The 23125-nt window shown below is 69.0% G+C and carries 23 protein-coding genes; 21 read left to right on the top strand and 2 right to left on the bottom strand.

Annotated features, from left to right (window positions below):
- Positions 1–19: 19 nt before the first annotated feature.
- From ssuE to CBM2594_RS09835, 21 genes are all read left to right on the top strand, one after another.
- Complete coding sequence (gene ssuE, locus CBM2594_RS09935) at positions 20–643, top strand: NADPH-dependent FMN reductase (RefSeq protein WP_116356689.1); 624 nt, start codon at positions 20–22, stop codon at positions 641–643.
- A gap of 127 nt (positions 644–770) precedes the next feature.
- Positions 771–1799, top strand: a complete 1029-nt coding sequence (locus tag CBM2594_RS09930; protein WP_116356688.1) for a sulfonate ABC transporter substrate-binding protein — start codon at positions 771–773, stop codon at positions 1797–1799.
- Between the two features lie 38 nt (positions 1800–1837).
- Positions 1838–3001, top strand: a complete 1164-nt coding sequence (gene ssuD / locus CBM2594_RS09925; RefSeq protein ID WP_116356687.1) for an FMNH2-dependent alkanesulfonate monooxygenase — start codon at positions 1838–1840, stop codon at positions 2999–3001.
- Between the two features lie 14 nt (positions 3002–3015).
- Positions 3016–3819, top strand: a complete 804-nt coding sequence (ssuC, locus tag CBM2594_RS09920) for an aliphatic sulfonate ABC transporter permease SsuC (protein WP_116356686.1) — start codon at positions 3016–3018, stop codon at positions 3817–3819.
- Between the two features lie 34 nt (positions 3820–3853).
- Positions 3854–4741, top strand: coding sequence for an ATP-binding cassette domain-containing protein (locus tag CBM2594_RS09915; protein ID WP_116356685.1), 888 nt, complete (start codon positions 3854–3856; stop codon positions 4739–4741).
- 144 nt (positions 4742–4885) lie between these two features.
- The gene (locus CBM2594_RS09910; protein WP_116356684.1) at positions 4886–5755 is read left to right on the top strand and encodes an EAL domain-containing protein; all 870 of its coding nucleotides are present in this window, start codon (positions 4886–4888) and stop codon (positions 5753–5755) included.
- Positions 5752–6423, top strand: coding sequence for an RBBP9/YdeN family alpha/beta hydrolase (locus tag CBM2594_RS09905; RefSeq protein ID WP_116356683.1), 672 nt, complete (start codon positions 5752–5754; stop codon positions 6421–6423). The genes CBM2594_RS09910 and CBM2594_RS09905 overlap by 4 nt, the downstream gene beginning before the upstream one ends.
- A 156-nt stretch (positions 6424–6579) precedes the next feature.
- Positions 6580–7566, top strand: coding sequence for a sulfate ABC transporter permease subunit CysT (gene cysT, locus CBM2594_RS09900; protein ID WP_116356682.1), 987 nt, complete (start codon positions 6580–6582; stop codon positions 7564–7566).
- Position 7567: 1 nt separating this feature from the next.
- Positions 7568–8509 (top strand): sulfate ABC transporter permease subunit CysW, encoded by a 942-nt coding sequence (gene cysW / locus CBM2594_RS09895; RefSeq protein ID WP_116356681.1) that lies wholly within the window; start codon positions 7568–7570, stop codon positions 8507–8509.
- Complete coding sequence (locus CBM2594_RS09890; protein WP_116356680.1) at positions 8506–9618, top strand: sulfate/molybdate ABC transporter ATP-binding protein; 1113 nt, start codon at positions 8506–8508, stop codon at positions 9616–9618. The genes cysW and CBM2594_RS09890 overlap by 4 nt, the downstream gene beginning before the upstream one ends.
- Complete coding sequence (locus CBM2594_RS09885; RefSeq protein ID WP_116356679.1) at positions 9615–10559, top strand: CysB family HTH-type transcriptional regulator; 945 nt, start codon at positions 9615–9617, stop codon at positions 10557–10559. Before CBM2594_RS09890 ends, CBM2594_RS09885 begins: the two co-directional genes overlap by 4 nt.
- Before the next feature lie 247 nt (positions 10560–10806).
- The gene (locus CBM2594_RS09880) at positions 10807–11205 is read left to right on the top strand and encodes a terminase (protein ID WP_116356678.1); all 399 of its coding nucleotides are present in this window, start codon (positions 10807–10809) and stop codon (positions 11203–11205) included.
- A 77-nt stretch (positions 11206–11282) separates the two neighbouring features.
- The gene (locus CBM2594_RS09875) at positions 11283–12458 is read left to right on the top strand and encodes a sensor histidine kinase (protein ID WP_116356677.1); all 1176 of its coding nucleotides are present in this window, start codon (positions 11283–11285) and stop codon (positions 12456–12458) included.
- 119 nt (positions 12459–12577) lie between these two features.
- Entirely contained in the window at positions 12578–13411 is an 834-nt protein-coding gene (locus tag CBM2594_RS09870) for a LytR/AlgR family response regulator transcription factor (protein WP_116356676.1), read from the top strand.
- A gap of 154 nt (positions 13412–13565) precedes the next feature.
- Complete coding sequence (locus CBM2594_RS09865; RefSeq protein WP_116356675.1) at positions 13566–14828, top strand: MFS transporter; 1263 nt, start codon at positions 13566–13568, stop codon at positions 14826–14828.
- 61 nt (positions 14829–14889) lie between these two features.
- The gene (locus CBM2594_RS09860; RefSeq protein ID WP_373457573.1) at positions 14890–16629 is read left to right on the top strand and encodes a thiamine pyrophosphate-binding protein; all 1740 of its coding nucleotides are present in this window, start codon (positions 14890–14892) and stop codon (positions 16627–16629) included.
- A gap of 48 nt (positions 16630–16677) precedes the next feature.
- Entirely contained in the window at positions 16678–17175 is a 498-nt protein-coding gene (rraA, locus tag CBM2594_RS09855) for a ribonuclease E activity regulator RraA (RefSeq protein WP_116356673.1), read from the top strand.
- 2 nt (positions 17176–17177) lie between these two features.
- On the top strand, positions 17178–17594 hold the full coding sequence (locus CBM2594_RS09850; protein ID WP_116356672.1) for a gamma-glutamylcyclotransferase family protein: 417 nt from the start codon (positions 17178–17180) through the stop codon (positions 17592–17594).
- A gap of 107 nt (positions 17595–17701) precedes the next feature.
- Positions 17702–18652 (top strand): alpha/beta fold hydrolase, encoded by a 951-nt coding sequence (locus CBM2594_RS09845; RefSeq protein ID WP_116356671.1) that lies wholly within the window; start codon positions 17702–17704, stop codon positions 18650–18652.
- 293 nt (positions 18653–18945) lie between these two features.
- On the top strand, positions 18946–20241 hold the full coding sequence (aceA, locus tag CBM2594_RS09840) for an isocitrate lyase (protein ID WP_116356670.1): 1296 nt from the start codon (positions 18946–18948) through the stop codon (positions 20239–20241).
- A gap of 268 nt (positions 20242–20509) precedes the next feature.
- On the top strand, positions 20510–21271 hold the full coding sequence (locus CBM2594_RS09835) for a M48 family metalloprotease (RefSeq protein ID WP_116356669.1): 762 nt from the start codon (positions 20510–20512) through the stop codon (positions 21269–21271).
- 80 nt (positions 21272–21351) lie between these two features.
- Here CBM2594_RS09835 and CBM2594_RS09830 read toward each other — a convergent pair whose 3' ends face one another.
- Both CBM2594_RS09830 and CBM2594_RS09825 read right to left on the bottom strand, forming a co-directional pair.
- Positions 21352–21786, bottom strand: a complete 435-nt coding sequence (locus tag CBM2594_RS09830; RefSeq protein WP_012353026.1) for a universal stress protein — start codon at positions 21784–21786, stop codon at positions 21352–21354.
- Positions 21787–21962: 176 nt separating this feature from the next.
- Positions 21963–22913 carry a LysR family transcriptional regulator gene (locus CBM2594_RS09825; RefSeq protein WP_116356668.1) on the bottom strand — a complete coding sequence of 317 codons (951 nt, stop codon included), beginning with the start codon at positions 22911–22913 and terminating at the stop codon, positions 21963–21965.
- Positions 22914–23125 lie beyond the last annotated feature (212 nt).

The following is a 23125-nucleotide window of genomic DNA, read 5'->3' as shown; positions in this document are numbered from 1 at the left end:
CAAGAAGAAGGAAGCCCCGATGTCCATCCTGACGCTCTCCGGCAGCCCGTCGGTCCAGTCCCGTTCCGGCCATGTGCTGGCGCACCTGCGCGCCGCGCTGGAGGCTGCCGGCGAACGCACCCTCCACCTCGACCTGCGCGAACTGCCGGCGGGGCCGCTGCTGGCGGCGCGCGTGGACGACCCCGCCATCGCCGCCGCCACGCGCGCGGTGTCGGAAGCGCAAGTGGTCGTGCTGGCCACCCCGGTTTACAAGGCAGCCTACAGCGGCCTGCTGAAGGCTTTTCTCGACCTGCTGCCGCAGACCGGCCTGCGCGACAAGATCGTGCTGCCGATCGCCACCGGCGGCAGCCTCGCCCATGCACTGGCGATCGACTATGCGCTGCGGCCGGTGCTGTCCGCGCTGGGCTCGCGCCAGATCCTGCCCGGCATCTTTGCCGTGGACCAGCAGATCGACACCACCGAAGCCGCTGGCGCGCGCCAGGTGCGCTTCGATGCCGCGCTGTCGGCCCGCCTGGAGGAAGGCGTGCTGCGCGTGCGCGATGCGCTGGCGCATGCCCGTATCGAGGTCCCGCTCGACGTGCTGCCCGGCGCCTTCGTGCAACGCGCAGCGGCGATTGCGGTGGCCGAGCGATGTTCCGCCTGAACTGACTGACTGAAGTCGCGCCGGCCTGACCGGCGCAACGGCAGCCACGCCATGCCACCCGCACCGCGGGGTCGGCAGGAAGGCGTGCTGCCGCCAACACTCTCGCCATCCCATTCAGGAACATCGCATGACATCGAACACCTCGTCCGGCGGCGCCACGCAGCGCCGCCGCCTGATCACCGCCGCGCTGGTGCTGGCCACCGGCCTCGCCTACGGCCTGCTGCCGGGCCGCGCCGATGCGCAGTCCAAGAACATCGACGCCAAGGTGCTGCGCATCGGCTACCAGAAATACGGCACGCTGACGCTGCTGAAGGCGCGCGGTACGCTGGAGAAGCGGCTGGCGCCGCAAGGCATCACCGTCAAATGGACCGAGTTTCCCGCCGGCCCGCAGCTGCTGGAAGGGCTGAACGTCGGCGCGGTCGACTTCGGCACCGTCGGTGAAGCGCCGCCGATCTTCGCGCAGGCCGCGGGCGCGCAACTGGTCTATGTCGGCAACGAGCCGCCGGCGCCGACCGCAGAAGCCATCGTCGTGCCCAGGGGCTCGGCGATCCGCTCGGTGGCCGAGCTGCGCGGCAAGCGCGTAGCGCTGAACAAGGGGTCCAACGTGCATTACCTGCTGGTGCGCCAGCTCGAGAAGGCCGGCGTGCCGTACGGCGAGATCCAGCCGGTCTACCTGCCGCCCGCCGACGCGCGTGCCGCGTTCGAGCGCGGTGCGGTCGATGCATGGGTGATCTGGGATCCGTTCCTGGCCGCTGCCGAGAAGCAGCTCGGCGCGCGCGTGCTGGCCGATGGCCGCGACGCGGATGGCAGGAACGTGGTCAGCAACCACCAGTTCTACCTGGCCTCGCGGCCCTATGCGACGGCGAAGCCGGAAATCGTGGCCCTGATCCTGGACGAACTGGCCACGCTGGGCAAGTGGGCGGAAAAGAGCCCGAAGGATGCCACCGCCGTACTCAGCGGCGAAACCGGCCTGCCTGCCGATGTGCTCGACCTTGCGGTCTCGCGCTTCTCGTACGGCGCGCGCCCGGTCAGCGCCGGGGTGCTGGCCGAGCAGCAGCGCATCGCCGATGCCTTCCACTCGCTCAAGCTGATTCCCAAACCGGTCAAGGTGGCCGACGCGCGCTGGGACGCGCCGCAGCAGCAGGCGCAGCGCTAGCCAGCGCGCGTACCTGGCAAGCACATAAGGAGAACGACATGCACGTATTCTGGTTTATTCCCACCCACGGCGACAGCCGCTACCTCGGCACTTCCGAAGGCGCGCGCGAAGTCAGTTTCGACTACATGAAGCAGGTCGCCGTGGCCGCCGATACGCTGGGCTATGAAGGGGTGCTGATCCCCACCGGCCGTTCGTGCGAAGACCCGTGGGTGGCGGCGTCGGCGCTGGCGGCCGTCACGCAGCGCCTGAAGTTCCTGGTCGCGGTCCGCCCTGGCCTGATGGCGCCGACACTGGCCGCGCGCATGGCCGCCACCTTCGACCGCATCTCCAACGGCCGCCTGCTGATCAACCTCGTCACCGGCGGCGATACCGCCGAGCTGGAAGGCGACGGCCTGTTTCTCGACCATGCCGCGCGCTACGAGGCATCCGCCGAATTCCTGCGCATCTGGCGCGACGTGCTGGCGGCCAGCCATGACAGCGGGCAGGTCGAATTCACCGGCAAGCACCTGAGCGTGAAGGGTGCGCGCGTCCTGTATCCGCCGCTACAGCAGCCGCATCCGCCGGTGTACTTCGGCGGTTCGTCGGCGCCGGCGCATGCGCTGGCCGGCGAGCAGGTCGATACCTACCTGACCTGGGGCGAGCCGCCGGCAGACGTCGCGCAGAAGCTCGGCGACGTGCGCCGCCACGCCGCGCGCAACGGCCGCACGGTGAAGTTCGGCATCCGCCTGCACGTGATCGTGCGCGAGACCGATGCCGCCGCGTGGGCCGCCGCCGACGACCTGATCAGCCGGCTTGACGACGATACCGTGGCGCGCGCGCAGGCGGTGTTCGCCAAAATGGATTCGGAAGGGCAACGCCGCATGGCCGCATTGCATGCGGGCGGTGCGCGCCGCACGCGCGAGGCGCTGGAGATCAGCCCCAACCTGTGGGCCGGCGTGGGGCTGGTGCGCGGCGGCGCCGGCACGGCGCTGGTGGGCGATCCGCATACCGTGGCCGAACGCATGCGCGAGTACGCCGAGCTGGGCATCGATACCTTCGTGCTGTCCGGCTACCCGCACCTGGAGGAGGCCTACCGCTTTGCCGAACTGGTTTTCCCGCTGCTGCCGCGCGCGGTGCGCGACAAGCTGCCCGGCAAGGTGCTGTCGGGCCCGTTCGGCGAAGTGATGGCAACCGGCATCGTGCCGCGCGCCGCGCAAAGCTGAAGGGAGGGACCACCATGACCGCTCCGCAATTACCGCCGCCGCGCCACGCGCCGCAGGCCCTGTGGCGCGCGGCCGCGCCATGGATCGTGCCGGTGCTGCTGATCGTTGTATGGCAACTGGCGTCGCAGCACGGCTGGCTGTCCAGCCGCGTGCTGCCGGCCCCGCTGGCCGTGGTGCAGGCCGCGTGGGAACTGGCGCGCTCGGGCGAACTGTGGCGGCATGTCGGCGTCAGCACCTGGCGCGCGCTGATGGGATTTGCCATCGGCGGCGGGCTGGGCCTGCTGCTGGGGCTGCTGACCGGCACCTTCCGCACCGCCGCCACGCTGCTCGACAGCACGCTGCAGATGGTGCGCAACATCCCGGCGCTGGCGCTGATCCCGCTGGTGATCCTGTGGTTCGGCATCGACGAGAGCGCCAAGCTGTTCCTGGTCTCGCTGGGCGTGTTTTTCCCGGTGTACCTGAACACCTACCACGGCATCCGCTCGGTCGATGCGGGGCTGGTGGAGATGGCGCGCAGCTACGGCTTGTCCGGCTGGCAGCTGTATCGCGAGGTGATCCTGCCCGGCGCGCTGCCGGGCATCCTGGTGGGCGTGCGCTTTGCGCTGGGGCTGATGTGGGTGGTGCTGATCGTCGCGGAAACTATCTCCGCGCAGTCGGGCATCGGCTACATGACGATGAATGCGCGCGAATTCCTGCAGACCGACGTGGTGCTGGTCGGCATCCTGCTCTATGCGCTGCTGGGCAAGCTGGCCGACTGGCTGTCGCGCGGGCTGGAGCGCTACTGGCTGCGCTGGCACCCGGGCTACGCCGCGGCCTGAGCGGCGCGGCACCAATCAAGGCAAGGAGATCGACATGCAAATGTATCCGGTGGAACAAGCGGCGTTGGCCGAGCTGGAAGCAGGCCTGGCGCGCCGCGAGGCGGCCCGTCCGGTGGCCGAGGCGCCGGCGGCGCAGGGCGCGGCGGGCGGCGTGGAGTTGCAGGTGCGCCAGGTGGTCAAGCGCTATGACGGCCGCGAAGTGCTGCACGACGTGGCGCTGGACGTGGCGCCGGGCGAGTTCCTGGCGATCGTCGGGCGCAGCGGCTGCGGCAAGAGCACGCTGCTGCGGCTGGTGGCGGGGCTGGAAGCGGCCGATGGCGGCAGCATCACCGTGGCTGGCGAAGCCGCTGCCAAAGGCCGCCCCAGCCAGGCCGATGTGCGCGTGATGTTCCAGGATGCACGGCTGCTGCCGTGGAAGCGCGTGCTGGACAATGTGGCGCTGGGCCTGCCGCGCGCGCGTCGCGGTGACGCTGCCAATGTGCTGGCACAGGTGGGCCTGGCCGACCGCGCCAGGGAGTGGCCGGCGCGGCTGTCCGGCGGCCAGCGCCAGCGCGTGGCGCTGGCGCGCGCGCTGGTGCATCACCCGCAGCTGTTGCTGCTCGACGAACCGCTGGGCGCGCTGGATGCGCTGACCCGCATCGAGATGCAGGCGCTGATCGAATCGCTGTGGCGCCGGCTGGGCTTTACCGCCTTGCTGGTCACGCACGACGTATCCGAAGCGGTGGCGCTGGCCGACCGCATCGTGCTGATCGAGGACGGCCGCATCGCCATGGATACGCGCGTGGCGCTGGCGCGGCCGCGCGAACGCGGTGCGGCGGGCTTTGCGCAACTGGAAGCCGAGGTGCTGCAGCGGGTGATGCGGCCGGCGCCGGCTGCCGCGCCCGCCGCGGCTGCGCCGCTGAATGTGAGCTGGGCGGCCTGACGGCGCATATCGACAGTCCTAAATCTTCATACGCCGGCGCCAGCCTGGCTCCTATCATGAGCAGGCAGGCCGCCGCTGCCATCGCGCTTGCCCATCACCAATCAGACCGTAGGCCCGGACGGCCCGGTCAACCCAAGGATCACCATGCCAGGCGTGCATGAACCCGCGGGCGCAGCGTCTGCGCTCCAACGTTATCTCGATGCGCTGCCGCGCCAGCCGCTGGCGGACCGGCAACTGTGGCGCGATGCGCGCGGGCAGGTGCAGGGCCAGTTCTTCAACTGCTCGCTGACCAGCGCGTTCGAGCCGCTGGTCACGCTGGCGGACCGGCAGGTGGTGGCGCATGAAGGCTCCATCCACACCTATGCCGAGGACGGCGTCGGCCTGGCGGCATGGAAGCTGTTCGCGATGGCGGCGGACGACCACACGCTGGTGTCGCTGGACCGGCTTTCGCGCCTGCTGCATGCGATCAACTACTTTGCCGCGGACGGCGAGCACAAGCTGGTGCTGAACGTGCACAACCGGCTGCTGGCCGCGGTCGCCGACGACCACGGCGCGGCCTTCCGGCGCGCGCTGCAGTCGCTGGGGCTGCCGCTGGAGCGCTTTGTGATCCAGGTGCCGGCCAGCGCCAACGATGACCTGGGGCTGCTGCTGCATGTGGTCGGCAACTACCGGCGCAACGGCTTCGCGGTGAGCCTGCAGGCCTCGGACCCGGCCGAGGCGGGTGCGCTGATGGCGCATGCGCTGCCGGACTGGCTCAAGCTGGACATGCGCCGCACCTGGACCGACCGCCAGCTGTCCGGACTGCGTGCCAGCGCGGCCAGCGCCGGCGTCACGCTGATCGGGCGGCGCCTGCAGGACGCCGAGAGCATCGAGCGCCTGCAGGCGGCCGGCATCGGCCTGGGGCAGGGCGCATTTGCCGGCGGGCTGGTGAACGCGGCAGGGCTGCGCGGAGTGGATGCCGCAGGCGCGTCCCATGCCACCACGTCCCGTGCACTGAGCGAGGAGCCACTATGACGCAATCGGACAGAACCCCGCCGGGCCGCGCCGTGCGGCCGGAAATCCCGCGCCACCTGCAAGTGCTGACCGTGCCCGGATTGCACGGCAGCGGCCCGGGGCACTGGCAGAGCCGCTGGGAACAGCAGTTCCCGGGCTGGCAGCGGGTGGAGCAGCACGACTGGTCGCGGCCGAGCCTGCCGCTGTGGGCGGAGCGTGTTTCCGAGGGCGTGATGCGCGCCCGGCGCGTCGCCGCGCGCGGCGCCGTGCTGGTGGCGCACAGCTTCGGCTGCCTGGCCGCGCTGCGCCAGGCGGCGCTGGACCCGGTGGGGATCGCCGGGGCGTTGCTGGTGGCGCCGGCGGACCCGGACAAGTTCGGCGTGGCAGGCTTGCTGCCGGCGTACCGGCTGCCGTTTCCGACGATTCTCGTGGCCAGCCGCAACGACCCGTGGATGCCGCAGCGCACCGCCTTCTCCTGGGGCACCCTGTGGGGCAGCGAGCTGGTCGACGTGGGCCATCTTGGCCATATCAATGCCGACTCGGGACTGGGCGAGTGGCCCGAAGGCCTCGCGCTACTGGATACGCTGGTGCAACGGATCGACACGGCAGCCGATGCCGGCGCGGAAAGTGGCTCGAACACCCCTTGGGAGGCGGGCGTCGAGGTGGCCTCCGCGGTCCCTTATATCTAAATCGTCTAAGAAAATTCATAAAGATTCGTTCTTTTTATAAGAGTGGCTCTGCAGAATCTGTCTCGTAGGCCGGCGCAACAGGCACCGGCGTCATAAAGAACGGCGTGCCGGCGGGGCCATCGGCCCTGGCAACGCACCGTTCACAGACGAGACGACATGCCTCCATCCATCTCCCTGGCGGACACGCCGCCGCCAGCCGCCCCCCGCGCGCCCGAGTCCGGCGCCGCGCGCGCGCCGCGCAACCCGTCGCGGCAGCGCTTCACCGTGCTGCCGGGCTTCGGCCTGTCGCTCGGGTTCACGCTGTTCTACCTGACGCTGATCGTGCTGGTGCCGCTTTCGGCCACGTTCCTGAAGACGTTCACCATGACGTGGGACGCGTTCTGGACCGCGATCACCGCGCCGCGCGTGGTGGCCTCGCTGCAACTGAGCTTTGGCGCGTCGCTGGTCGCGGCCATCGTCAATACGGTGTTCGGGCTGATCGTGGCGTGGGTGCTGGTGCGCTACCGCTTTGTCGGCAAGCGCCTGATCGATGCGCTGGTCGACCTGCCGTTCGCGCTGCCGACCGCGGTGGCGGGCATCGCGCTGACCGCGCTGTTCGCCGGCAACGGCTGGATCGGCCGCTACCTGGAGCCGCTCGGCATCAAGGTCGCGTTCACGCCGCTGGGCGTGGTGGTGGCGCTGACCTTTATCGGGCTGCCGTTCGTGGTGCGCACGGTGCAGCCGGTGCTGGAAGACGTCGAGCAGGAACTGGAAGAAGCCGCGGCCAGCCTGGGCGCGAACCGGCTGCAGACTTTCCGCCGCGTGATCCTGCCGGCGATCCTGCCGGCGCTGCTGACCGGGTTTGCGCTGTCGTTCGCGCGCGCCACCGGCGAGTACGGCTCGGTGGTGTTTATCTCGGGCAACATGCCGATGGTGTCGGAGATCGCGCCGCTGATGATCTATTCCAAGCTGGAGCAGTACGACTACGCCGGCGCCACCGCGGTGGCGGTGGTGATGCTGGTGATCTCGTTCGGCCTGCTGCTGCTGATCAACCTGCTGCAGGCCTGGACGCGCCGCCACCAGTCTGGTGCGCGCGCCGCGCTGGCGCCTGAAGCGCCCGCCACGCTGGCGCCCAAAGCGCCCACCATGGACAAGGAGTTCTGAGATGGCCGGAGCAATCGCAGCACGCCTGGGCGGGCAGGGCAACGCCCGCGGCCATCACCGCTTCGACGCCACCGGCGAGGCGCCATGGGTGCGCTACACGCTGATCGCGCTGGCAGTGCTGTTCCTGACGCTGTTCCTATTCGTGCCGCTGGCGTCGGTGTTCTATGAAGCCTTGCGCAAGGGCGTGCAGACCTACTGGGAAGCGCTGGTCGAGCCCGACGCGCTGGCCGCGATCCAGCTCACGCTGACGGTGGCGGCGATCGCGGTGCCGCTGAACGTGGTGTTCGGCGTGGCGGCGGCGTGGGCCATCGCCAAGTTCGACTTCCGCGGCAAGAACCTGCTGATCACGCTGATCGACCTGCCGTTCTCGGTGTCGCCGGTGATCTCCGGGCTGGTCTATGTGCTGCTGTTCGGCGCGCAGGGCTGGCTGGGTCCGTGGCTGGAAGCGCACGACATCAAGATCATGTTCGCGGTGCCGGGCATCGTGCTGGCCACCATCTTCGTGACCTTCCCCTTCGTCGCGCGCGAGCTGATCCCGCTGATGCAGGCGCAGGGCAGCGAGGAGGAAGAGGCCGCGATCGTGCTGGGCGCGTCGGGCTGGCAGACCTTCCGCCATATCACGCTGCCCAATATCCGCTGGGGCCTGCTGTACGGCGTGATCCTGTGCAATGCGCGCGCGATGGGAGAGTTCGGCGCGGTGTCGGTGGTGTCGGGCCATATCCGCGGGCTGACCAACACCATGCCGCTGCACGTCGAGATCCTCTACAACGAGTACAACTTCGCGGCCGCGTTCGCGGTGGCGTCGCTGCTGACGCTGCTGGCGCTGGTCACGCTGGGCATCAAGACGCTGGTGGAATTCCGCGCCCGCAAGGAAACCGAAGCGGCCGCGCCCGAGCGGCCGCTGGCAAGCCTGCCGACATCAGTGCAAGGACAAGCATCATGAGCATCCAGGTCAAGAACGTAGAGAAGCGCTTTGGCGATTTCGTCGCGCTGGACAATGTCTCGCTCGATTTCGACGAGGGCGAGCTGACCGCGCTGCTGGGGCCGTCCGGCTGCGGCAAGACCACGCTGCTGCGCATCATCGCCGGCCTGGAGCGCGCCGACGCCGGCCAGATCGTGCTGGCCGGGCGCGATGCCTCGGACCAGCATGTGCGCCAGCGGCAGGTGGGCTTCGTGTTCCAGCATTACGCGCTGTTCAAGCATATGAGCGTGTTCGAGAACGTGGCCTTCGGCCTGCGCGTGAAGCCGCGCGCCGAGCGCCCGAGCGAAGCGCAGATCCGCGAGAAGGTGCATGCGCTGCTGGACCTGGTCCAGCTCGACTGGCTCGCCGACCGCTACCCGGCGCAGCTGTCGGGCGGGCAGCGCCAGCGCATCGCGCTGGCGCGCGCGCTGGCGGTGGAGCCGCGCGTGCTGCTGCTCGACGAGCCGTTCGGCGCGCTCGACGCCAAGGTGCGCAAGGAACTGCGCCGCTGGCTGCGGCGCCTGCACGACGAGCTGCATGTGACCAGCGTGTTCGTCACGCACGACCAGGAAGAGGCGCTGGAAGTGGCCGACCAGGTGGTGCTGATGAACCGCGGCCGCGTCGAGCAGTACGGCTCGCCCGAGGCGGTCTACAACCATCCGGCCACGCCGTTCGTGTTCGGCTTCCTCGGCAACGTGAACCTGTTCCATGGCCGGCTGGAAGTGGGCGAGCGCGGCGGCCTGCTGCACACCGGCGACGCGGTGCTGCCGGTGGTCGGCAGCGGCCACGAGAGCGCCGGCGATGCGGTCGCCTATGTCCGCCCGCACGACCTGGACCTGGAGCGCTATGCGCCCGGCGCCGACGGCATCGCCGTGACGCTGCGCCGCGCGCTGACGCTGGGCCCGGTGGCGCAGCTCGAGCTCGAGCGCGAAGACAACCAGGACGTGATCGAGGTGGCGCTGCCGCTCGAGCGCTTCCGCCATGCGGGCTTCCGCGAAGGCGAGCTGCTTGCCGTGCGTCCGCGCCAGCTGCGCGTCTTTACGCAGGCCAACGGCAACGCCCCCACCCAGAAACCAGAGGCCGCACGATGAACTTCCAGCAACTCCGTTCGATCCGCGAGGCGGTGCGCCGCCAGTTCAACCTGACCGAGGTCGCCAACGCGCTCTATACCTCGCAGCCTGGCGTATCGCGCCAGATCCGCGAGCTGGAGGAAGAGCTGGGCGTGGAGATCTTCGAGCGCTACGGCAAGCGCCTGACCGGGCTGACCGAGCCCGGCCGCGAGATCGTGCGCATCGTCGAGCGGCTGCTGCTCGAGGCCGAGAACCTGCGCCAGGCCGGCGACGAATACGCCGGCCGCCACACCGGCCGGCTCACCGTCGCCACCACCCACACGCAGGCGCGCTATGCCCTGCCGCGCGTGGTGCAGGCCTTCCGCCGCGAATACCCGCATGTGACGCTGGCACTGCAGGAGGCGTCGCCCACGCATATCGTCGAGCTGCTGCTGACCGGGCAGGCCGATATCGGCATCGCCACCGAGGCGCTGGCGACCGAGGCCGGGCTGACCTCGTTCGAGGCCTACAGCTGGCAGCACGTGCTGGTGGTGTCGCCGGACCATCCGCTCACGCGGCTGCCGGAACCGACCCTCGAAGACGTGGCCGGCTTCCAGCTGATCACCTACGACGCCGGCTTCACCGGCCGCCGCAAGATCGACAGCGCCTTTGCCGCGGCCGGGCTGCAGCCCGAGATCGTGCTGACGGCGCTGGACGCGGACGTGATCAAGACCTATGCCGAACTGGACCTGGGTGTCGGCATCATCGCCTCGATGGCCTATGACGAGCGCAAGGACTCCGGGCTGGTGCGGATCTCGGCCGACCACCTGTTCGCGCCCAACACCACCAGCGTGGCGGTGCGCCGCGGCGCTTACCTGCGCGGCTATGCGCACGCCTTCATCAATATGTTTGCCCCGCACCTGTCGCGCGACACCGTGACCAGCGCGCTGTCCGAGCAGGACCGCCAGGCGCTGGCGGCCTGAACCGTCGCGCGGCGGCGGCCGCACCCGGCGGGCGGGCAGGTCACGCCGTCCGCACCCGCCCGGTGCCGTTCGCACCCCGTGCCCGCCGTTCGTCGCAAGAGACTTTCTTCAGCCTCCTCCCCGGGGTACATTCCCTGCACGTGCCCGAGCCGGCGTTCCGGCTGGTGCCGCACGTGTACCGCAGCGCAACAAAGTTTGCGCGCGGCCGCCGGTCAGCAAGGACCGGGCAAGGGAGAGAGAGACGATCATGCGCGACGACGAACCGCTGCTGCGCTGGCAGTGGCGCGGCTATGCCCGCAACCACCAGCATCCCCGCAACCTGCTGCTGCATATCGTGGCCGTGCCGATGTTCATGGCCGGCACCGTGCTGGGCCTCTATGGCCTGCTGCGCCTGAACCTGCCGGCGATCGCGCTGGGGCTGGTCTGCATGGGCATGTCGATGGCGCTGCAGGGGCGCGGCCACCGGCTGGAAGCCCATGCGCCGGAACCGTTTGCCGGGCCCGCCGACATCGCCGGCCGTCTCCTGGCCGAGCAGTGGATCACCTTTCCGCGCTATGTGCTGTCCGGGCAATGGTGGCGCGCGCTGGCCTGCCGCGGCGCGGCGCCGGCGTGTCGTTCCGGCGACGCGACCGGGCAGGGCGGCTGACGCACCCGTACGTACGCCTACGCACCCGTGGCCGACCCATCACCTGCTGTATTGCGCATGGCGAAAGCCGCGCTAACATGAACCCCATGGACCGCTGCTTCTCACACGCCTGCACCGCCATCCCGTCCCGGCTCAATATCCTCGGGCGCGACCTGCTGTTCGTGCTGTGCATGAACTCGGTGATCGCCATCAGCCTGAACTACGGCTTCCAGACCGGCGGCTCGCTGTGGCACAACTTCGTCTACAGCCAGCTGATCGGCCTGTCGATCTGGGTGCTGATCGACATCCCGCGCGTGGTGATCTGGTGGAACGACCGGCCGCGCCGCTGGCCGTTCCTGCTGCTCGCCGCCGCGGCGGTGCCGGCCGGCGTGGTGTTCGGCAGCTGGGCCACGCGCGTGGTGCTGGACCTGCCGCCCAAGTCGGCCGACGAGGCCGGCGGCATGCTGCGCATGTGCCTGGTGGTCGGCATGCTGGCGGCCGCGTCGATGATCTATTTCTACTGGTCGCGCGAGAAGCTGGCGTCGCTGGAGCGGCAGGCGGCGCTGGACGCGCTGCAGCGCGAGGAAGCCGAAAAGCAGCTGGTGCGGGCGCAGCTGATGGCGCTGCAGGCGCAGATCGAGCCGCATTTCCTGTTCAACTCGCTGGCCAACCTCGACGGGCTGATCGCCACGGACCCGCCGGCCGCGCGGCAGCTGCTGCAGCGGCTGATCGGCTTCCTGCGCATGTCGCTGGCGCATACCCGCGCCGAGCAATGCACGCTGCGCCAGGAGTTCGAGCTGCTGCGCAGCTATCTCGAGATCCAGGCGATGCGCTTCGGCCAGCGGCTCTCGTACCAGATCGACCTGCCGCGCGAACTGGCGAAGGTGGAAATCCCGCCGATGCTGATCCAGCCGCTGGTGGAGAACGCGGTCACGCACGGCATCGAGCCCTGCATGATCGGCGGCCAGATCCGGCTGTCGGCGCGCGCCGCCGGCGACAATGCGGTGCAGGTGGTGATTGCCGATACCGGGGTGGGTTTCGGCCATGCCTCGGGCAAGGGCTCGGGGCTGGGCATCACCCATGTGCGCGAGCGGCTGGCGCGCATCTTCGGTGCGGCGGCCTCGATGCAGATGGAAGAGAACACGCCGCGCGGCGTGGTGGTGCGGCTGACGCTGCCGCTGGAGCGCCCGGCCGAAGCGCCCGCCGTGGTCCAGACCGCCCCCGCCGTGCCGGAGGGCATGCCGGTATCCGCCCCCGCCATGCCGCGGATCTGACGCGCACTGGCTGCCCGTTCGCCTGACAAGAAGAAGCGCTGCAGGCCGCGCCCGTGCCGGTGCGCCTGCCGTGCCACGAACCTGCTACCGCCCCACGCCCCCCACGTCCCCACGCCCCCATGAATCCGACCCTGCTGATTGCCGACGACGAAGCGCTGCTCGCACGCGTGCTCGAATCCGAACTGGCGGCCCTGTGGCCCGAGGCCCGGGTCGTGTCCGTGGTCCACGACGGCGTGGCCGCGCTGGCGGCGGCGCGCGAGCACCAGCCGCGCGTGGCCTTCCTGGATATCCGCATGCCGGGCATGAGCGGCATGGACGTGGCGCGCGAGCTGATCGAATTCGATGCCCCGCCGCTGGTGGTGTTCGTCACCGCCTACGACCAGTTTGCGCTCGAGGCCTTCGAGCGCGCCGCGGTGGACTACGTGCTCAAGCCGGTGCAGCGCGAGCGGCTGGAGGCGACCGTGCAGCGCCTGAAGGCCAGGCTGGCCGATCCCGCCGATGCAGAGGACGGCGACGAGGCGGCAGCGGTGGCCGCGATGACCGCGATGACCGATACCGACCGGCTCGGCCAGCTGCTGGCGCGCCTGGAGTCGCTGGAGAACGTCGGGCCCGGCGCGCCGCAGCGCCAGTACCTGCGCTTTATCAAGGCGCTGGTGGGGCAGGAGGTACGCATCATCCCGGTCGACGAGGTGATCTACCTCGAGGCCACCGACAAATACGTCAACGTGGTCTCGGGCGCCGGCGAGGCGCTGATCCGCACGAGCCTGCGCGAACTGACGCAGCAGCTCGATCCGGAGCGCTTCTGGCAGGTGCACCGCGGCACCGTGGTCAACATCAGCTGCGTGGCCAGCGCGGTCAACCAGTCGCTGGGCCGGCTGTCGCTGCGGTTGCGCGACCGCCCGGAGTTGCTGCCGGTGGCGCGCCAGTACGCGCACCTGTTCAAGCAGATGTGAGGGCGGGGCAGGGCAGGGATCGCCCCGGAGCGGGGCGGCGTGGCCGCCACCTGCCAGCAGCGGGCAGGGGTTTTCCTCTATGATGCGGGCTTCGGCCCGTATTTTTTTTGCCCGCCGCCCAGCCCACCGCATCGCCCCTCCGACCGCCCGCGCCATGTCCACCGCCGCCCTCGAACCCACGTCCAATTCCCTTCGCCACGATGCCCAGGTGATCGGGCTGGTGGGGCTGGCGCATGGGGTCTCGCACTTCTACCACCTGTTGCTGGCGCCGCTGTTCCCGTGGATCAAGGCCGAGTTCGGGCTCAGCTATGCCGAGCTGGGGCTGCTGATGACGGTGTTCTTCGCGGTCTCGGCGGTGGTGCAGACCGCGTCAGGCTTCGTGGTCGACCGCTTCGGCGCCCGGCCGGTGCTGTTCGGCGGGCTGGCCTGCCTGGGCGCGGCGGCCTTGCTGCTGTCGGCCAGCGGCGGCTATGCCGGGCTGCTGTTCGGCGCGGCGGTGGCGGGGCTGGGCAACGGCGTATTCCATCCGGCCGACTTCACGCTGCTGAACAAGCATGTGTCGCAGCCGCGCCTGGGCCATGCGTTCTCGGTGCACGGCATTTCCGGCAACCTGGGCTGGGCGGCGGCGCCGCTGTTCCTGGTGGCGATTGCCAACCTGGCCAGCTGGCGCGTGGCGCTGGCGTCGGCTTCGGCGGTGGCCTTTATCGTGCTGGCGGTGCTGGTGGCGCTGCGCCATGTGCTGGACCCGCGCGAAGTGCAGGGCGCCGTGGGCCGGCCCGCCGCCAGGGCCGCGGCCGCGGGCGGCAGCGTGCTGGGCTTCCTGCGCCTGCCGCAGGTGTGGGTGTGCTGGGGCTTCTTCCTGCTGACGACGTTCTCCGCCGCCGGCATCCAGAGCTTTGCGCCGACCGCGCTGACCTACCTTTACGGCATGCCGTTCACGCTGGCCACGGCGTCGTACACGGTCTACATGCTGTGCAGCGCCGGCGGCATGATCGTCGGCGGCTTTGCCGCCAGCCGCACCAGCAACCATGACCGGCTGATCGCGGTGAGCTTTACCGTGTCGGGGCTGATGGCGGTGCTGGTGGGCCTGAACCTGGTGCCGGCGCTGCTGGTGCCGGTGCTGATGGGGGTGATCGGCTTCGGCGCCGGCACCGCCGGGCCGTCGCGCGACCTGCTGGTGCGCGCGGCCGCCCCCGCCGGCGCCACCGGGCGCGTCTACGGCGTGGTCTACTCGGGCCTGGATATCGGCCTGGCCTGCGGTCCGCTGTTCTTCGGCGCGCTGATGGATGCCAGGCTGCCGGCCTGGGTCTTCTTCATGATCGGCGGCTTCCAGCTGCTGTCGATCTTCACCGCGGTGACGGTGGGCAACGGCAACCGCTCGCGCAGCCATGCGGCGGCACGGGCGGAGGCCGCCTAGCCCGGCCAGCCCGCCGCTATCCCGATCCGGTTGCCAATCCGATTGCCCGAGGAACGTTCCCATGCCAATGACGCCGGCCAACGCCACCCAGCCTGAAGACACCGATCGCGCCGCGCCGCTGCCGGGCGGCCATATCCTGGTCGACGCGCTGCTGGCGCACGGCGCCGAGCTGGCCTTCGGCGTGCCGGGCGAAAGCTACCTGGCCGTGCTCGACAGCTTCCACCGCCGCCGCGACCGATTGCGCTTTATCGTCTGCCGCCAGGAAGGCGGGGCCGCGGTGATGGCGGAAGCGTACGGCAAGCTCACCGGCCGCCCGGGGCTGGCTTTCTGCACGCGCGGGCCCGGCGCCACCAATGCCAGCATCGGCGTGCATACCGCGTTCCAGGACTCGACGCCGATGATCCTGTTTATCGGCCAGGTCGGCACCGACTTCATGGACCGCGAGGCCTTCCAGGAAATCGACTACCGCCGCATGTTCGGCCAGATGGCCAAGTGGGTGGCGCAGATCGACCGGGTCGAGCGCATCCCCGAGTACATCGCGCGCGCCTACCAGACCGCCACCTCGGGCCGCCCCGGCCCGGTGGTGCTGGCGCTGCCCGAAGACATGCTGGCGCAGACCGCCGCGGTGCCGCAGTTGCAGGCCTACCAGCGCGTCATGGCCTGGCCCGGCGAAGCCGAGCTGGCGCGGCTGGCCGGCATGCTGAACGCCGCCGAGCGCCCCTTCGTGCTGGCCGGCGGCAGCGGCTGGACGCCGCAGGCCTGCGCCGATCTTCAGGCCTTTGCCGAGCGCTTCGCGCTGCCGGTGGGCTGCGCCTTCCGCGGCCAGGACCTGTTCGACAACCGCCATCCCAACTACGCCGGCGATGTCGGCATCGGCATCAACCCCGCGCTGGCCGAGCGCATCCGCAACGCCGACCTGGTGCTGGCAATCGGCCCGCGGCTGGGCGAGATGACCACCGGCGGCTACGCGCTGATCGCGGCGCCGCGGCCGGCGCAGACGCTGGTCCATGTGCACGCCGGCGCCGAAGAGCTGGGCAGCGTGTACCAGGCCGACCTGATGATCCAGGCTTCGATGCCGGCCATCGCCGCGCGCCTGGCCGCACTGCAGCCGCCGGCCGCGCCACGCTGGCAAGGCTGGACCGAAGCCGCGCATGCCGATTACGAACGCTACCTGCAGCCGCCGCCGTTCACGGGGCAGGGCGTCGACATGGCCGAAGTCATCCGCACGCTCGACCAGATGCTGCCGGCCGACGCGGTGGTGACCAACGGCGCCGGCAACTATGCCGGCTGGCTGCACCGCTATTTCCACTATCGCCCGTTCACCAGCGGCGGCCGCGGCCAGCTGGCGCCGACCAGCGGGGCGATGGGCTATGGCGTGCCGGCGGCGGTCGGGGCCAAGATCGCCTTCCCGCAGCGCACCGTGGTGGCGCTGGCCGGCGATGGCTGCTTCCTGATGAATGGCCAGGAACTTGCTACGTCGATGCAGTACCAGGCGCCGGTGATTATCATCGTCGTCAACAACGGCATGTACGGCACCATCCGCATGCACCAGGAACGCGAATACCCGACGCATGTGTCCGGCACCGAGCTGCACAATCCCGATTTTGCCGCGCTGGCGCGCGCCTATGGGGCACGCGGCGCCACCGTGACCACGACCGAGGCCTTTGCGCCGGCATTGCGCGAGGCGCTGGCCGCGCCGGTGTCGACGCTGATCGAAATCCAGGTGGACCCGGACGTGATCACGCCGCGCACCACGCTGAGCGCGATCCGGGCGCAGGCGCTGGCCAGCCAGAAGCCGTGACGCCGCGCGGCCCGACAGCATTCTTTGTTACCGACCAGGAGACCCGAGATGAAGCCCGTCACCACCGACCTGTGCGACGCGCATGAAGACCGCCTTGCCGACGGCACGCTGCGCGTGATGGCGCCGGTGTTCCGCGCCTTCGGCAAGCAGCCGGCGTTTGCCGGCCCCGCCGCGACGCTCAAGGTGTTCGAGGACAACTCGCTGGTGCGCGCCACGCTGGAGTCGCCGGGGCAGGGACGGGTGCTGGTGATCGACGGCGGCGGTTCGCTGCGCTGCGCGCTGGTGGGCGGCAACCTGGGCTTGCTGGCCGAGAAAAACGGCTGGGTCGGCATCGTCGTCAACGGCTGCGTCCGCGATACCGCCGAGCTGGACGTATGCGACATCGGCATCCGCGCGCTGGCCGCGCATCCGCAGAAGAGCCAGAAGCGCAACGTGGGCGAGAGCGAGGTCACGGTGCAGATGCCCGGTGCCGTGGTGCGGCCGGGCAACTGGATCTATGTCGATGACGACGGGATCCTGGTTGCCGACGCAAAGCTGGAGCGCTGAGCATGCCGCGCGTCTTCGTCTACGGCACGCTGCGCGCCGGCGAGGTCAACGACCTGAACGCCGCGGCCCGGCGCCACGGCATTGCCGCGCCCACGCTGCTGGGCACCGGCACCGTGGCCGGCCGGCTCTATGACTTCGGCACCTATCCCGGCCTGGTGCTGGATGCCGGCGGCGGGCCGGTGACCGGCGATATCTACGAGATTGCCGACGCGCTGCTGCCGGTGCTGGATGAAATCGAGGAGGTCTATCCCGGCCAGGCCACGCTGTTCGTGCGCGAGGAACAGGCGGTGCTGCACAACGGCCAGCCCGTCGCCTGCCTGCTGTACCCGGTGGCGGAGGCCGCGGCCGCCGCGCTGCCGCGCATCGACAGCGGCGACTGGGTAGCGTACCGCCGCGCCCGGGATACGGCCGCGGCCTGAGCGGCCGCGTGTTTCAAACAGGCGGCGCCGATTCGCGGCATTCGCGGCGCCGTTTGCTTTTGCGTAGCATGGCCGGCCATGACATCCCTCCATGGAACCGACCGCCCATGCAAGCGCCACAAGTCCCGCAGCCAGTCCTGCCGCAAACGTGCTTCATCGATGCCGGCGACGTGCGCCTGGCCGCTACCCGCTGGGGCGAGCCGGGGCCGGCGCGGCCAACCATCGTGCTGGTGCATGGCTATCCCGACAGCAGCGCGGTCTGGCAGGCCGTGGCGGCACAGCTGGCCGGGCGCTTCGACGTGGTGGCCTACGACGTGCGCGGCGCCGGGCGCTCGACCGCGCCGCGCGCGACCGCGGCCTACCGGCTGCAAACACTGGCCGATGACTTCATCGCCGTGATCGACGCGGTGTCGCCGCAGCGCGCGGTGCACCTGGTCGGCCACGACTGGGGTTCGATCCAGGGCTGGGAATTTGTCACCGATCCCCGCTTGCAGGGCCGCATTGCCTCATTCACGTCTTGCTCCGGCCCGTGCCTGGACCATGCGGCGATTGCCCTGCGCGAACTGCGCGGGCAGCGCTCGCTGGCGGCGCTGGGCGAGGCGCTGCGCCAGCTGATGGCGTCGTGGTACATCGGTGTGTTCCACCTGCCGTGGCTGCCCGAACTGGCCTGGCGGCTCTGGCTGGGCCGGGCCTGGCCGCGCTACCTGCGCGTGACCGAAGGCGTGCGCGGCAGGCCCAGCCCGACCCAGGCCGCCGACGGCTGTCACGGCGTGCGCCTGTACCGCGCCAATATCCTACCGACGCTGCGCGCGCCGCATCCTCGCCACGCGCATGCGCCGGTGCAGCTGATCGTGCCGCTGCATGACCGCTACGTGAAGCCAGCGGTGACGGAGGCCATGCACCGCTGGACCGCGCAACTGTGGCGCCGCACCGTGCCGGCGCGGCACTGGCTGCCGCTGGCGGACCCGTCAGGGTTTGCGGCCATGGTCGGCGACTTTGTCGACCACATCGAAGGCGCGGCGCCGTCCGCCGCACTGCGGGCGAGCCGTCTTCACTAGCCCTTTCCGCCACACCGGCGAATTTTTCACGATGTGGAAAGATGTTTTGAACCGCAAAAATATCGGTTTGCGGGGCACAACGCCATTTCTCATGATGAAAGATTATGTCCCGTATCGTGGAATATTTACGACAAGTTATTGAATTTAAAGATAAATAAATCTGCCGTAAGGACGTGGTCCAGGGTGTTGCAACGCGGGACGGTTCTCTAAACTCTTATATAAGACACATGATCGCAAGGTCATGCGAGCAGCAGAATACTAGCCATCCCCGATCCACTTTCAGGAGAGTGACCATGAACCGCCAAGAGCAGATCCACGCCCTGCAGAAAGACTGGGACACCAATCCGCGCTGGAAAGGTATCAAGCGCAATTTCACCGCCGAAGACGTGGTGCGCCTGCGCGGTTCGGTCCAGGTCGAGCACACCCTCGCGCGCCGGGGTGCGGAAAAACTGTGGAACCTGCTGCACACCGAGCCGTTCGTCAATTCGCTCGGCGCGCTCACCGGCAACCAGGCCATGCAGCAGGTGAAGGCGGGCCTGAAAGCCATCTACCTGTCGGGCTGGCAAGTCGCCGGCGACGCCAACCTGGCCGGCGAGATGTATCCCGACCAGTCGCTGTACCCGGCCAACTCGGTGCCGCAAGTGGTCAAGCGCATCAACAACACCTTCCAGCGCGCCGACCAGATCCAGTGGAGCGAAGGCTCGGGCGACACCGACTTCTTCGCCCCGATCGTCGCTGACGCGGAAGCCGGCTTCGGCGGCGTGCTGAACGCCTTCGAACTGATGAAGGCCATGATCGAGGCGGGCGCCGCCGGCGTGCATTTCGAAGACCAGCTCGCCTCGGTGAAGAAGTGCGGCCATATGGGCGGCAAGGTGCTGGTGCCGACCCGCGAGGCCGTCGCCAAGCTGACCGCCGCGCGCCTGGCCGCCGACGTCTCGGGCGTGCCGACCCTGGTGATCGCCCGCACCGACGCCGAGGCCGCCGACCTGCTGACCTCGGACATCGACGACAACGACAAGCCGTTCTGCACCGGCGAGCGCACCGTCGAAGGCTTCTACCGCGTCCGCAACGGCCTGGAGCAGTCGATCTCGCGCGCGCTGGCCTATGCCGAAGTGGCCGACCTGGTGTGGTGCGAAACCGGCAAGCCTGACCTGGAGTTCGCCAAGAAGTTTGCCGAGGCCGTGCACGCCAGGTTCCCGGGCAAGATGCTGGCCTACAACTGCTCGCCGTCGTTCAACTGGAAGAAGAACCTGGACGACGCCACTATCGCCAGGTTCCAGCGCGAACTGGGCGCAATGGGCTACAAGTTCCAGTTCATCACGCTGGCCGGCTTCCACTCGCTGAACTACTCGATGTTCAACCTGGCCTACGGCTACGCGCGCAACCAGATGAGCGCGTTCGTGGAACTGCAGGAAGCCGAGTTCAAGGCCGCCGAAAAGGGCTTCACCGCGGTCAAGCACCAGCGCGAAGTCGGCACCGGCTACTTCGACGCCGTGACCCAGACCATCGAAGGCGGCCAGTCGTCGACGACCGCGCTGAAGGGTTCGACCGAAGACGAGCAGTTCTTCGAAGACAAGAAAGTGGCCTGACTCTCCTGGTCACTCCCGCCGGCTCGTGGGTCCGGCGGGATCGGGAGGGCGTGCGACCATCACGCTCTTCCTTTTAGGCGACGCGCCGTTCTCTCTCAGGAACGGCGCGATTTTTTTTTTGCCTCCGATCTGACAGTTTGCCCAAATGCAATAAATTGTCATTTTTGGCGGCTTGCAGCATTTGGGTGATTCCCTGGCGCTGGCAGATGGCTTAAAGTGCCGGGGCCTTTATCGGCACACTCCGAGCCACCTGACCCAGAACAACATCATGAAAGCAACTCTCTCGCTCGCTTCCTGCGCCGTCGCGGCGGCACTGCTGGCCGGCTGTTCCGGCGGCATGCCTACCAATGTCGACGGCATGCTGAGCGCCGGCACCTCGCTGGCCAAGGCTGCCACGCTGTCGGACGCCGACGTCAAGAGCCTGTCGGACCAGGCTTGCGCGGAATCGGACAAGACCAACAAGATCGCCGCTGCCAACAGCACCTACAACAAGCGCCTGGTCAAGATCATGAGCGGGCTGAAGAACAGCGACGTGCCCAACGTCAACGCCAAGGTCTACCTGACCAAGGACGTCAACGCCTGGGCCATGGCCAACGGCTGCGTGCGTGTCTACAGCGGCCTGATGGACATGATGACCGACGACGAAGTGCGCGGCGTGCTGGGCCACGAGCTGGGCCACGTGGCGCTGGGCCACACCAAGAAGGCGATGCAGGTGGCGTACACCGCCACCGCGGCGCGCGGTGCGGCGGCGGCGGCCGGCAATGGCGCGGTGGCGGCGCTGTCGCAATCGCAGCTGGGCGAGCTGGGCGAGAAGCTGATCAACGCGCAGTTCTCGCAGTCGCAGGAAACCGCTGCCGACGACTATTCGTTCGACCTGCTGACCAAGAACAAGGCCAGCACCAAGGGCCTGGTCACGGCGTTCCAGAAGCTGGCCAAGCTCGATGGCGGCAAGTCCAGCATGTTCTCGTCGCACCCGGGCTCGGAAGACCGCGCCAAGCATATCGAGCAGCGCATCAGCAAGGCTTCGTAAGCCGCCTGCGCAAGCAAAAAAACCGCCCGTACCGGCCATGCCGGTGCGGGCGGTTTTGCATTGGCGCGCGGCGCCGTGGTCTAGCGATAGACGATCACCGGGATGTCGGTATGCGTCAGCACCTTCTGCGTCTCGCTGCCGAGCAGCAGGCCGGACAGCCCGCGCCGGCCGTGCGAGGCCATGAAGATCACGTCGCAGCCGTGGCGCTCGGCGGCGTCGATGATGCCGAGGTAGGGCACGGCGAAGGTCGACATGTCGGCGTCGAAGGTCACGCCGGCCGCCGTGGCCAGGTTTTCAACCTCTTTCAGATACAGCTTGGCCTGGTTCTCGATGCGGTCCTTGAATGCCTGCGGGGCCTCGACCACGATTTCGCTGAAGGGGGTGTACGGGTATTCCTCGAGGCAGACATAGGCCGTGACGCGCGCGCCGATGGCCTTGGCGAGCTCCAGTCCGCCGTTGATGGCTTTCTTGGAGAGTTCCGAGCCGTCGGTGGGAAGCAGGATATGTTGGAACATGCGGGGCTCCTTTGCTGACTAGGGGAATGGGCAGGGCGGCGCGCCGCTTCGCGGTGGGGCCGCGGCGACGGGCAACGCCTGTCTCGAATCCATTGTAGTCAGTGTGCCGAGAGGGCCATTGCGTAAAGTCAATGGCAACCCGGGAGCAAGCCGGCGCGCCCGCGCCGGCCGGGCGTTCAGTCCGCCAGCACCTCGGCCAGCGGCAGGGCAGCGGCCTGCTCGGCGCGCCGCCAGTACGACGGGTTGCCGTAGGTGTTCTTCAGGTGGTCGATAAAGAGCCGTACCCGCAGCGGCAGGTGCTTGCGCTGCGGAAACACCGCATGGATGCCGATCGGCGGCGCCTGGAACTCGTCCAGCACCGTGACCAGCCGTCCGCTGGCGATCTCGCTGCCCACTTCCCACCACGAGCGCCAGGCGAGCCCGTTGCCTTGCAGGCACCACTCGTGCAGCACCGCGCCGTCGCTGCATTCCATGGTGCCGCCCACCTTCACGGTCACGGCGCGGCCTTCCTCCTGGAACACCCAGCCGCGCTGCATATTGGCGCTGGCGCCGAAGGCGAGGCAGTTGTGGCGCTGCAGGTCTTCCGGCGTCTTCGGCCTTCCGGCGCGCGCCAGGTAGTCGGGCGCGGCCACCACCACGCGGCGGGTTTCGGCCAGCCGGATCGACACCAGGCTGGAATCGGGCAGGTCGCCCAGGCGGATGGCGCAGTCGAAGCCTTCGTTGACCAGGTCGACCACGCGATCGGACAGGTCGAGCGTGATCGACACGTCCGGGTGCGACTCGATAAACAGCGGCACCAGCGGCGCCACGTGCTTGCGCCCGTAGCCGGCCGGCGCGGTCACGCGCAGGTGGCCGCTGGCCTTGACGCCGCCGGCCGAGACGCTGGCCTCGGCGTTGTGCAGGTCGTTCAGGATGCGCTGGCAGTCTTCCAGGAAGGCCGAGCCCTCGAAGGTCAGGCTGATCTTGCGCGTGGTCCGTACCAGCAGCTTGACGCCCAGCCGCTCTTCGAGCGCGTCGATGCGCCGGCCGATGATCGCTGGTGCCACGCCCTCGGCCGCTGCGGCGGCGGACAGGCTGCCGCGCGAGGCGACGGATACAAAGGTCTCCAGTTGTTTGAAATGGTCCACGAATGTTTCGCCTGATATGCGCGGGAGATCCCGCGGGGTGCCGCGCTGGTCACGCACCGGGTGCCGTGGCGGGCCTTTGATCGCCGGTGAAGAGGATTTGGTGCGGAGTTTTGTTTTAGTGACCCAAGATTAGAGGGGTAAAAGTAAAAGATCAAGTGACCGACGACCACTTTGCCGCACTGCAGCGTCTCCCTACAATTCGATGCATTCAA

The organism is Cupriavidus taiwanensis, assembly GCF_900249755.1.
In the GTDB taxonomy this organism is placed as follows: domain Bacteria; phylum Pseudomonadota; class Gammaproteobacteria; order Burkholderiales; family Burkholderiaceae; genus Cupriavidus; species Cupriavidus taiwanensis_D.
This window is presented reverse-complemented; position numbering and strand designations above follow the sequence as displayed.

Coding starts and splice junctions, on each gene's coding strand:
- ssuE (WP_116356689.1), top strand. CDS start 20: ATGTCCATCCTGACGCTCTCCGGCAGCCCGTCGGTCCAGTCCCGTTCC.
- CBM2594_RS09930 (WP_116356688.1), top strand. CDS start 771: ATGACATCGAACACCTCGTCCGGCGGCGCCACGCAGCGCCGCCGCCTG.
- ssuD (WP_116356687.1), top strand. CDS start 1,838: ATGCACGTATTCTGGTTTATTCCCACCCACGGCGACAGCCGCTACCTC.
- ssuC (WP_116356686.1), top strand. CDS start 3,016: ATGACCGCTCCGCAATTACCGCCGCCGCGCCACGCGCCGCAGGCCCTG.
- CBM2594_RS09915 (WP_116356685.1), top strand. CDS start 3,854: ATGCAAATGTATCCGGTGGAACAAGCGGCGTTGGCCGAGCTGGAAGCA.
- CBM2594_RS09910 (WP_116356684.1), top strand. CDS start 4,886: ATGCCAGGCGTGCATGAACCCGCGGGCGCAGCGTCTGCGCTCCAACGT.
- CBM2594_RS09905 (WP_116356683.1), top strand. CDS start 5,752: ATGACGCAATCGGACAGAACCCCGCCGGGCCGCGCCGTGCGGCCGGAA.
- cysT (WP_116356682.1), top strand. CDS start 6,580: ATGCCTCCATCCATCTCCCTGGCGGACACGCCGCCGCCAGCCGCCCCC.
- cysW (WP_116356681.1), top strand. CDS start 7,568: ATGGCCGGAGCAATCGCAGCACGCCTGGGCGGGCAGGGCAACGCCCGC.
- CBM2594_RS09890 (WP_116356680.1), top strand. CDS start 8,506: ATGAGCATCCAGGTCAAGAACGTAGAGAAGCGCTTTGGCGATTTCGTC.
- CBM2594_RS09885 (WP_116356679.1), top strand. CDS start 9,615: ATGAACTTCCAGCAACTCCGTTCGATCCGCGAGGCGGTGCGCCGCCAG.
- CBM2594_RS09880 (WP_116356678.1), top strand. CDS start 10,807: ATGCGCGACGACGAACCGCTGCTGCGCTGGCAGTGGCGCGGCTATGCC.
- CBM2594_RS09875 (WP_116356677.1), top strand. CDS start 11,283: ATGAACCCCATGGACCGCTGCTTCTCACACGCCTGCACCGCCATCCCG.
- CBM2594_RS09870 (WP_116356676.1), top strand. CDS start 12,578: ATGAATCCGACCCTGCTGATTGCCGACGACGAAGCGCTGCTCGCACGC.
- CBM2594_RS09865 (WP_116356675.1), top strand. CDS start 13,566: ATGTCCACCGCCGCCCTCGAACCCACGTCCAATTCCCTTCGCCACGAT.
- CBM2594_RS09860 (WP_373457573.1), top strand. CDS start 14,890: ATGCCAATGACGCCGGCCAACGCCACCCAGCCTGAAGACACCGATCGC.
- rraA (WP_116356673.1), top strand. CDS start 16,678: ATGAAGCCCGTCACCACCGACCTGTGCGACGCGCATGAAGACCGCCTT.
- CBM2594_RS09850 (WP_116356672.1), top strand. CDS start 17,178: ATGCCGCGCGTCTTCGTCTACGGCACGCTGCGCGCCGGCGAGGTCAAC.
- CBM2594_RS09845 (WP_116356671.1), top strand. CDS start 17,702: ATGCAAGCGCCACAAGTCCCGCAGCCAGTCCTGCCGCAAACGTGCTTC.
- aceA (WP_116356670.1), top strand. CDS start 18,946: ATGAACCGCCAAGAGCAGATCCACGCCCTGCAGAAAGACTGGGACACC.
- CBM2594_RS09835 (WP_116356669.1), top strand. CDS start 20,510: ATGAAAGCAACTCTCTCGCTCGCTTCCTGCGCCGTCGCGGCGGCACTG.
- CBM2594_RS09830 (WP_012353026.1), bottom strand. CDS start 21,786: ATGTTCCAACATATCCTGCTTCCCACCGACGGCTCGGAACTCTCCAAG.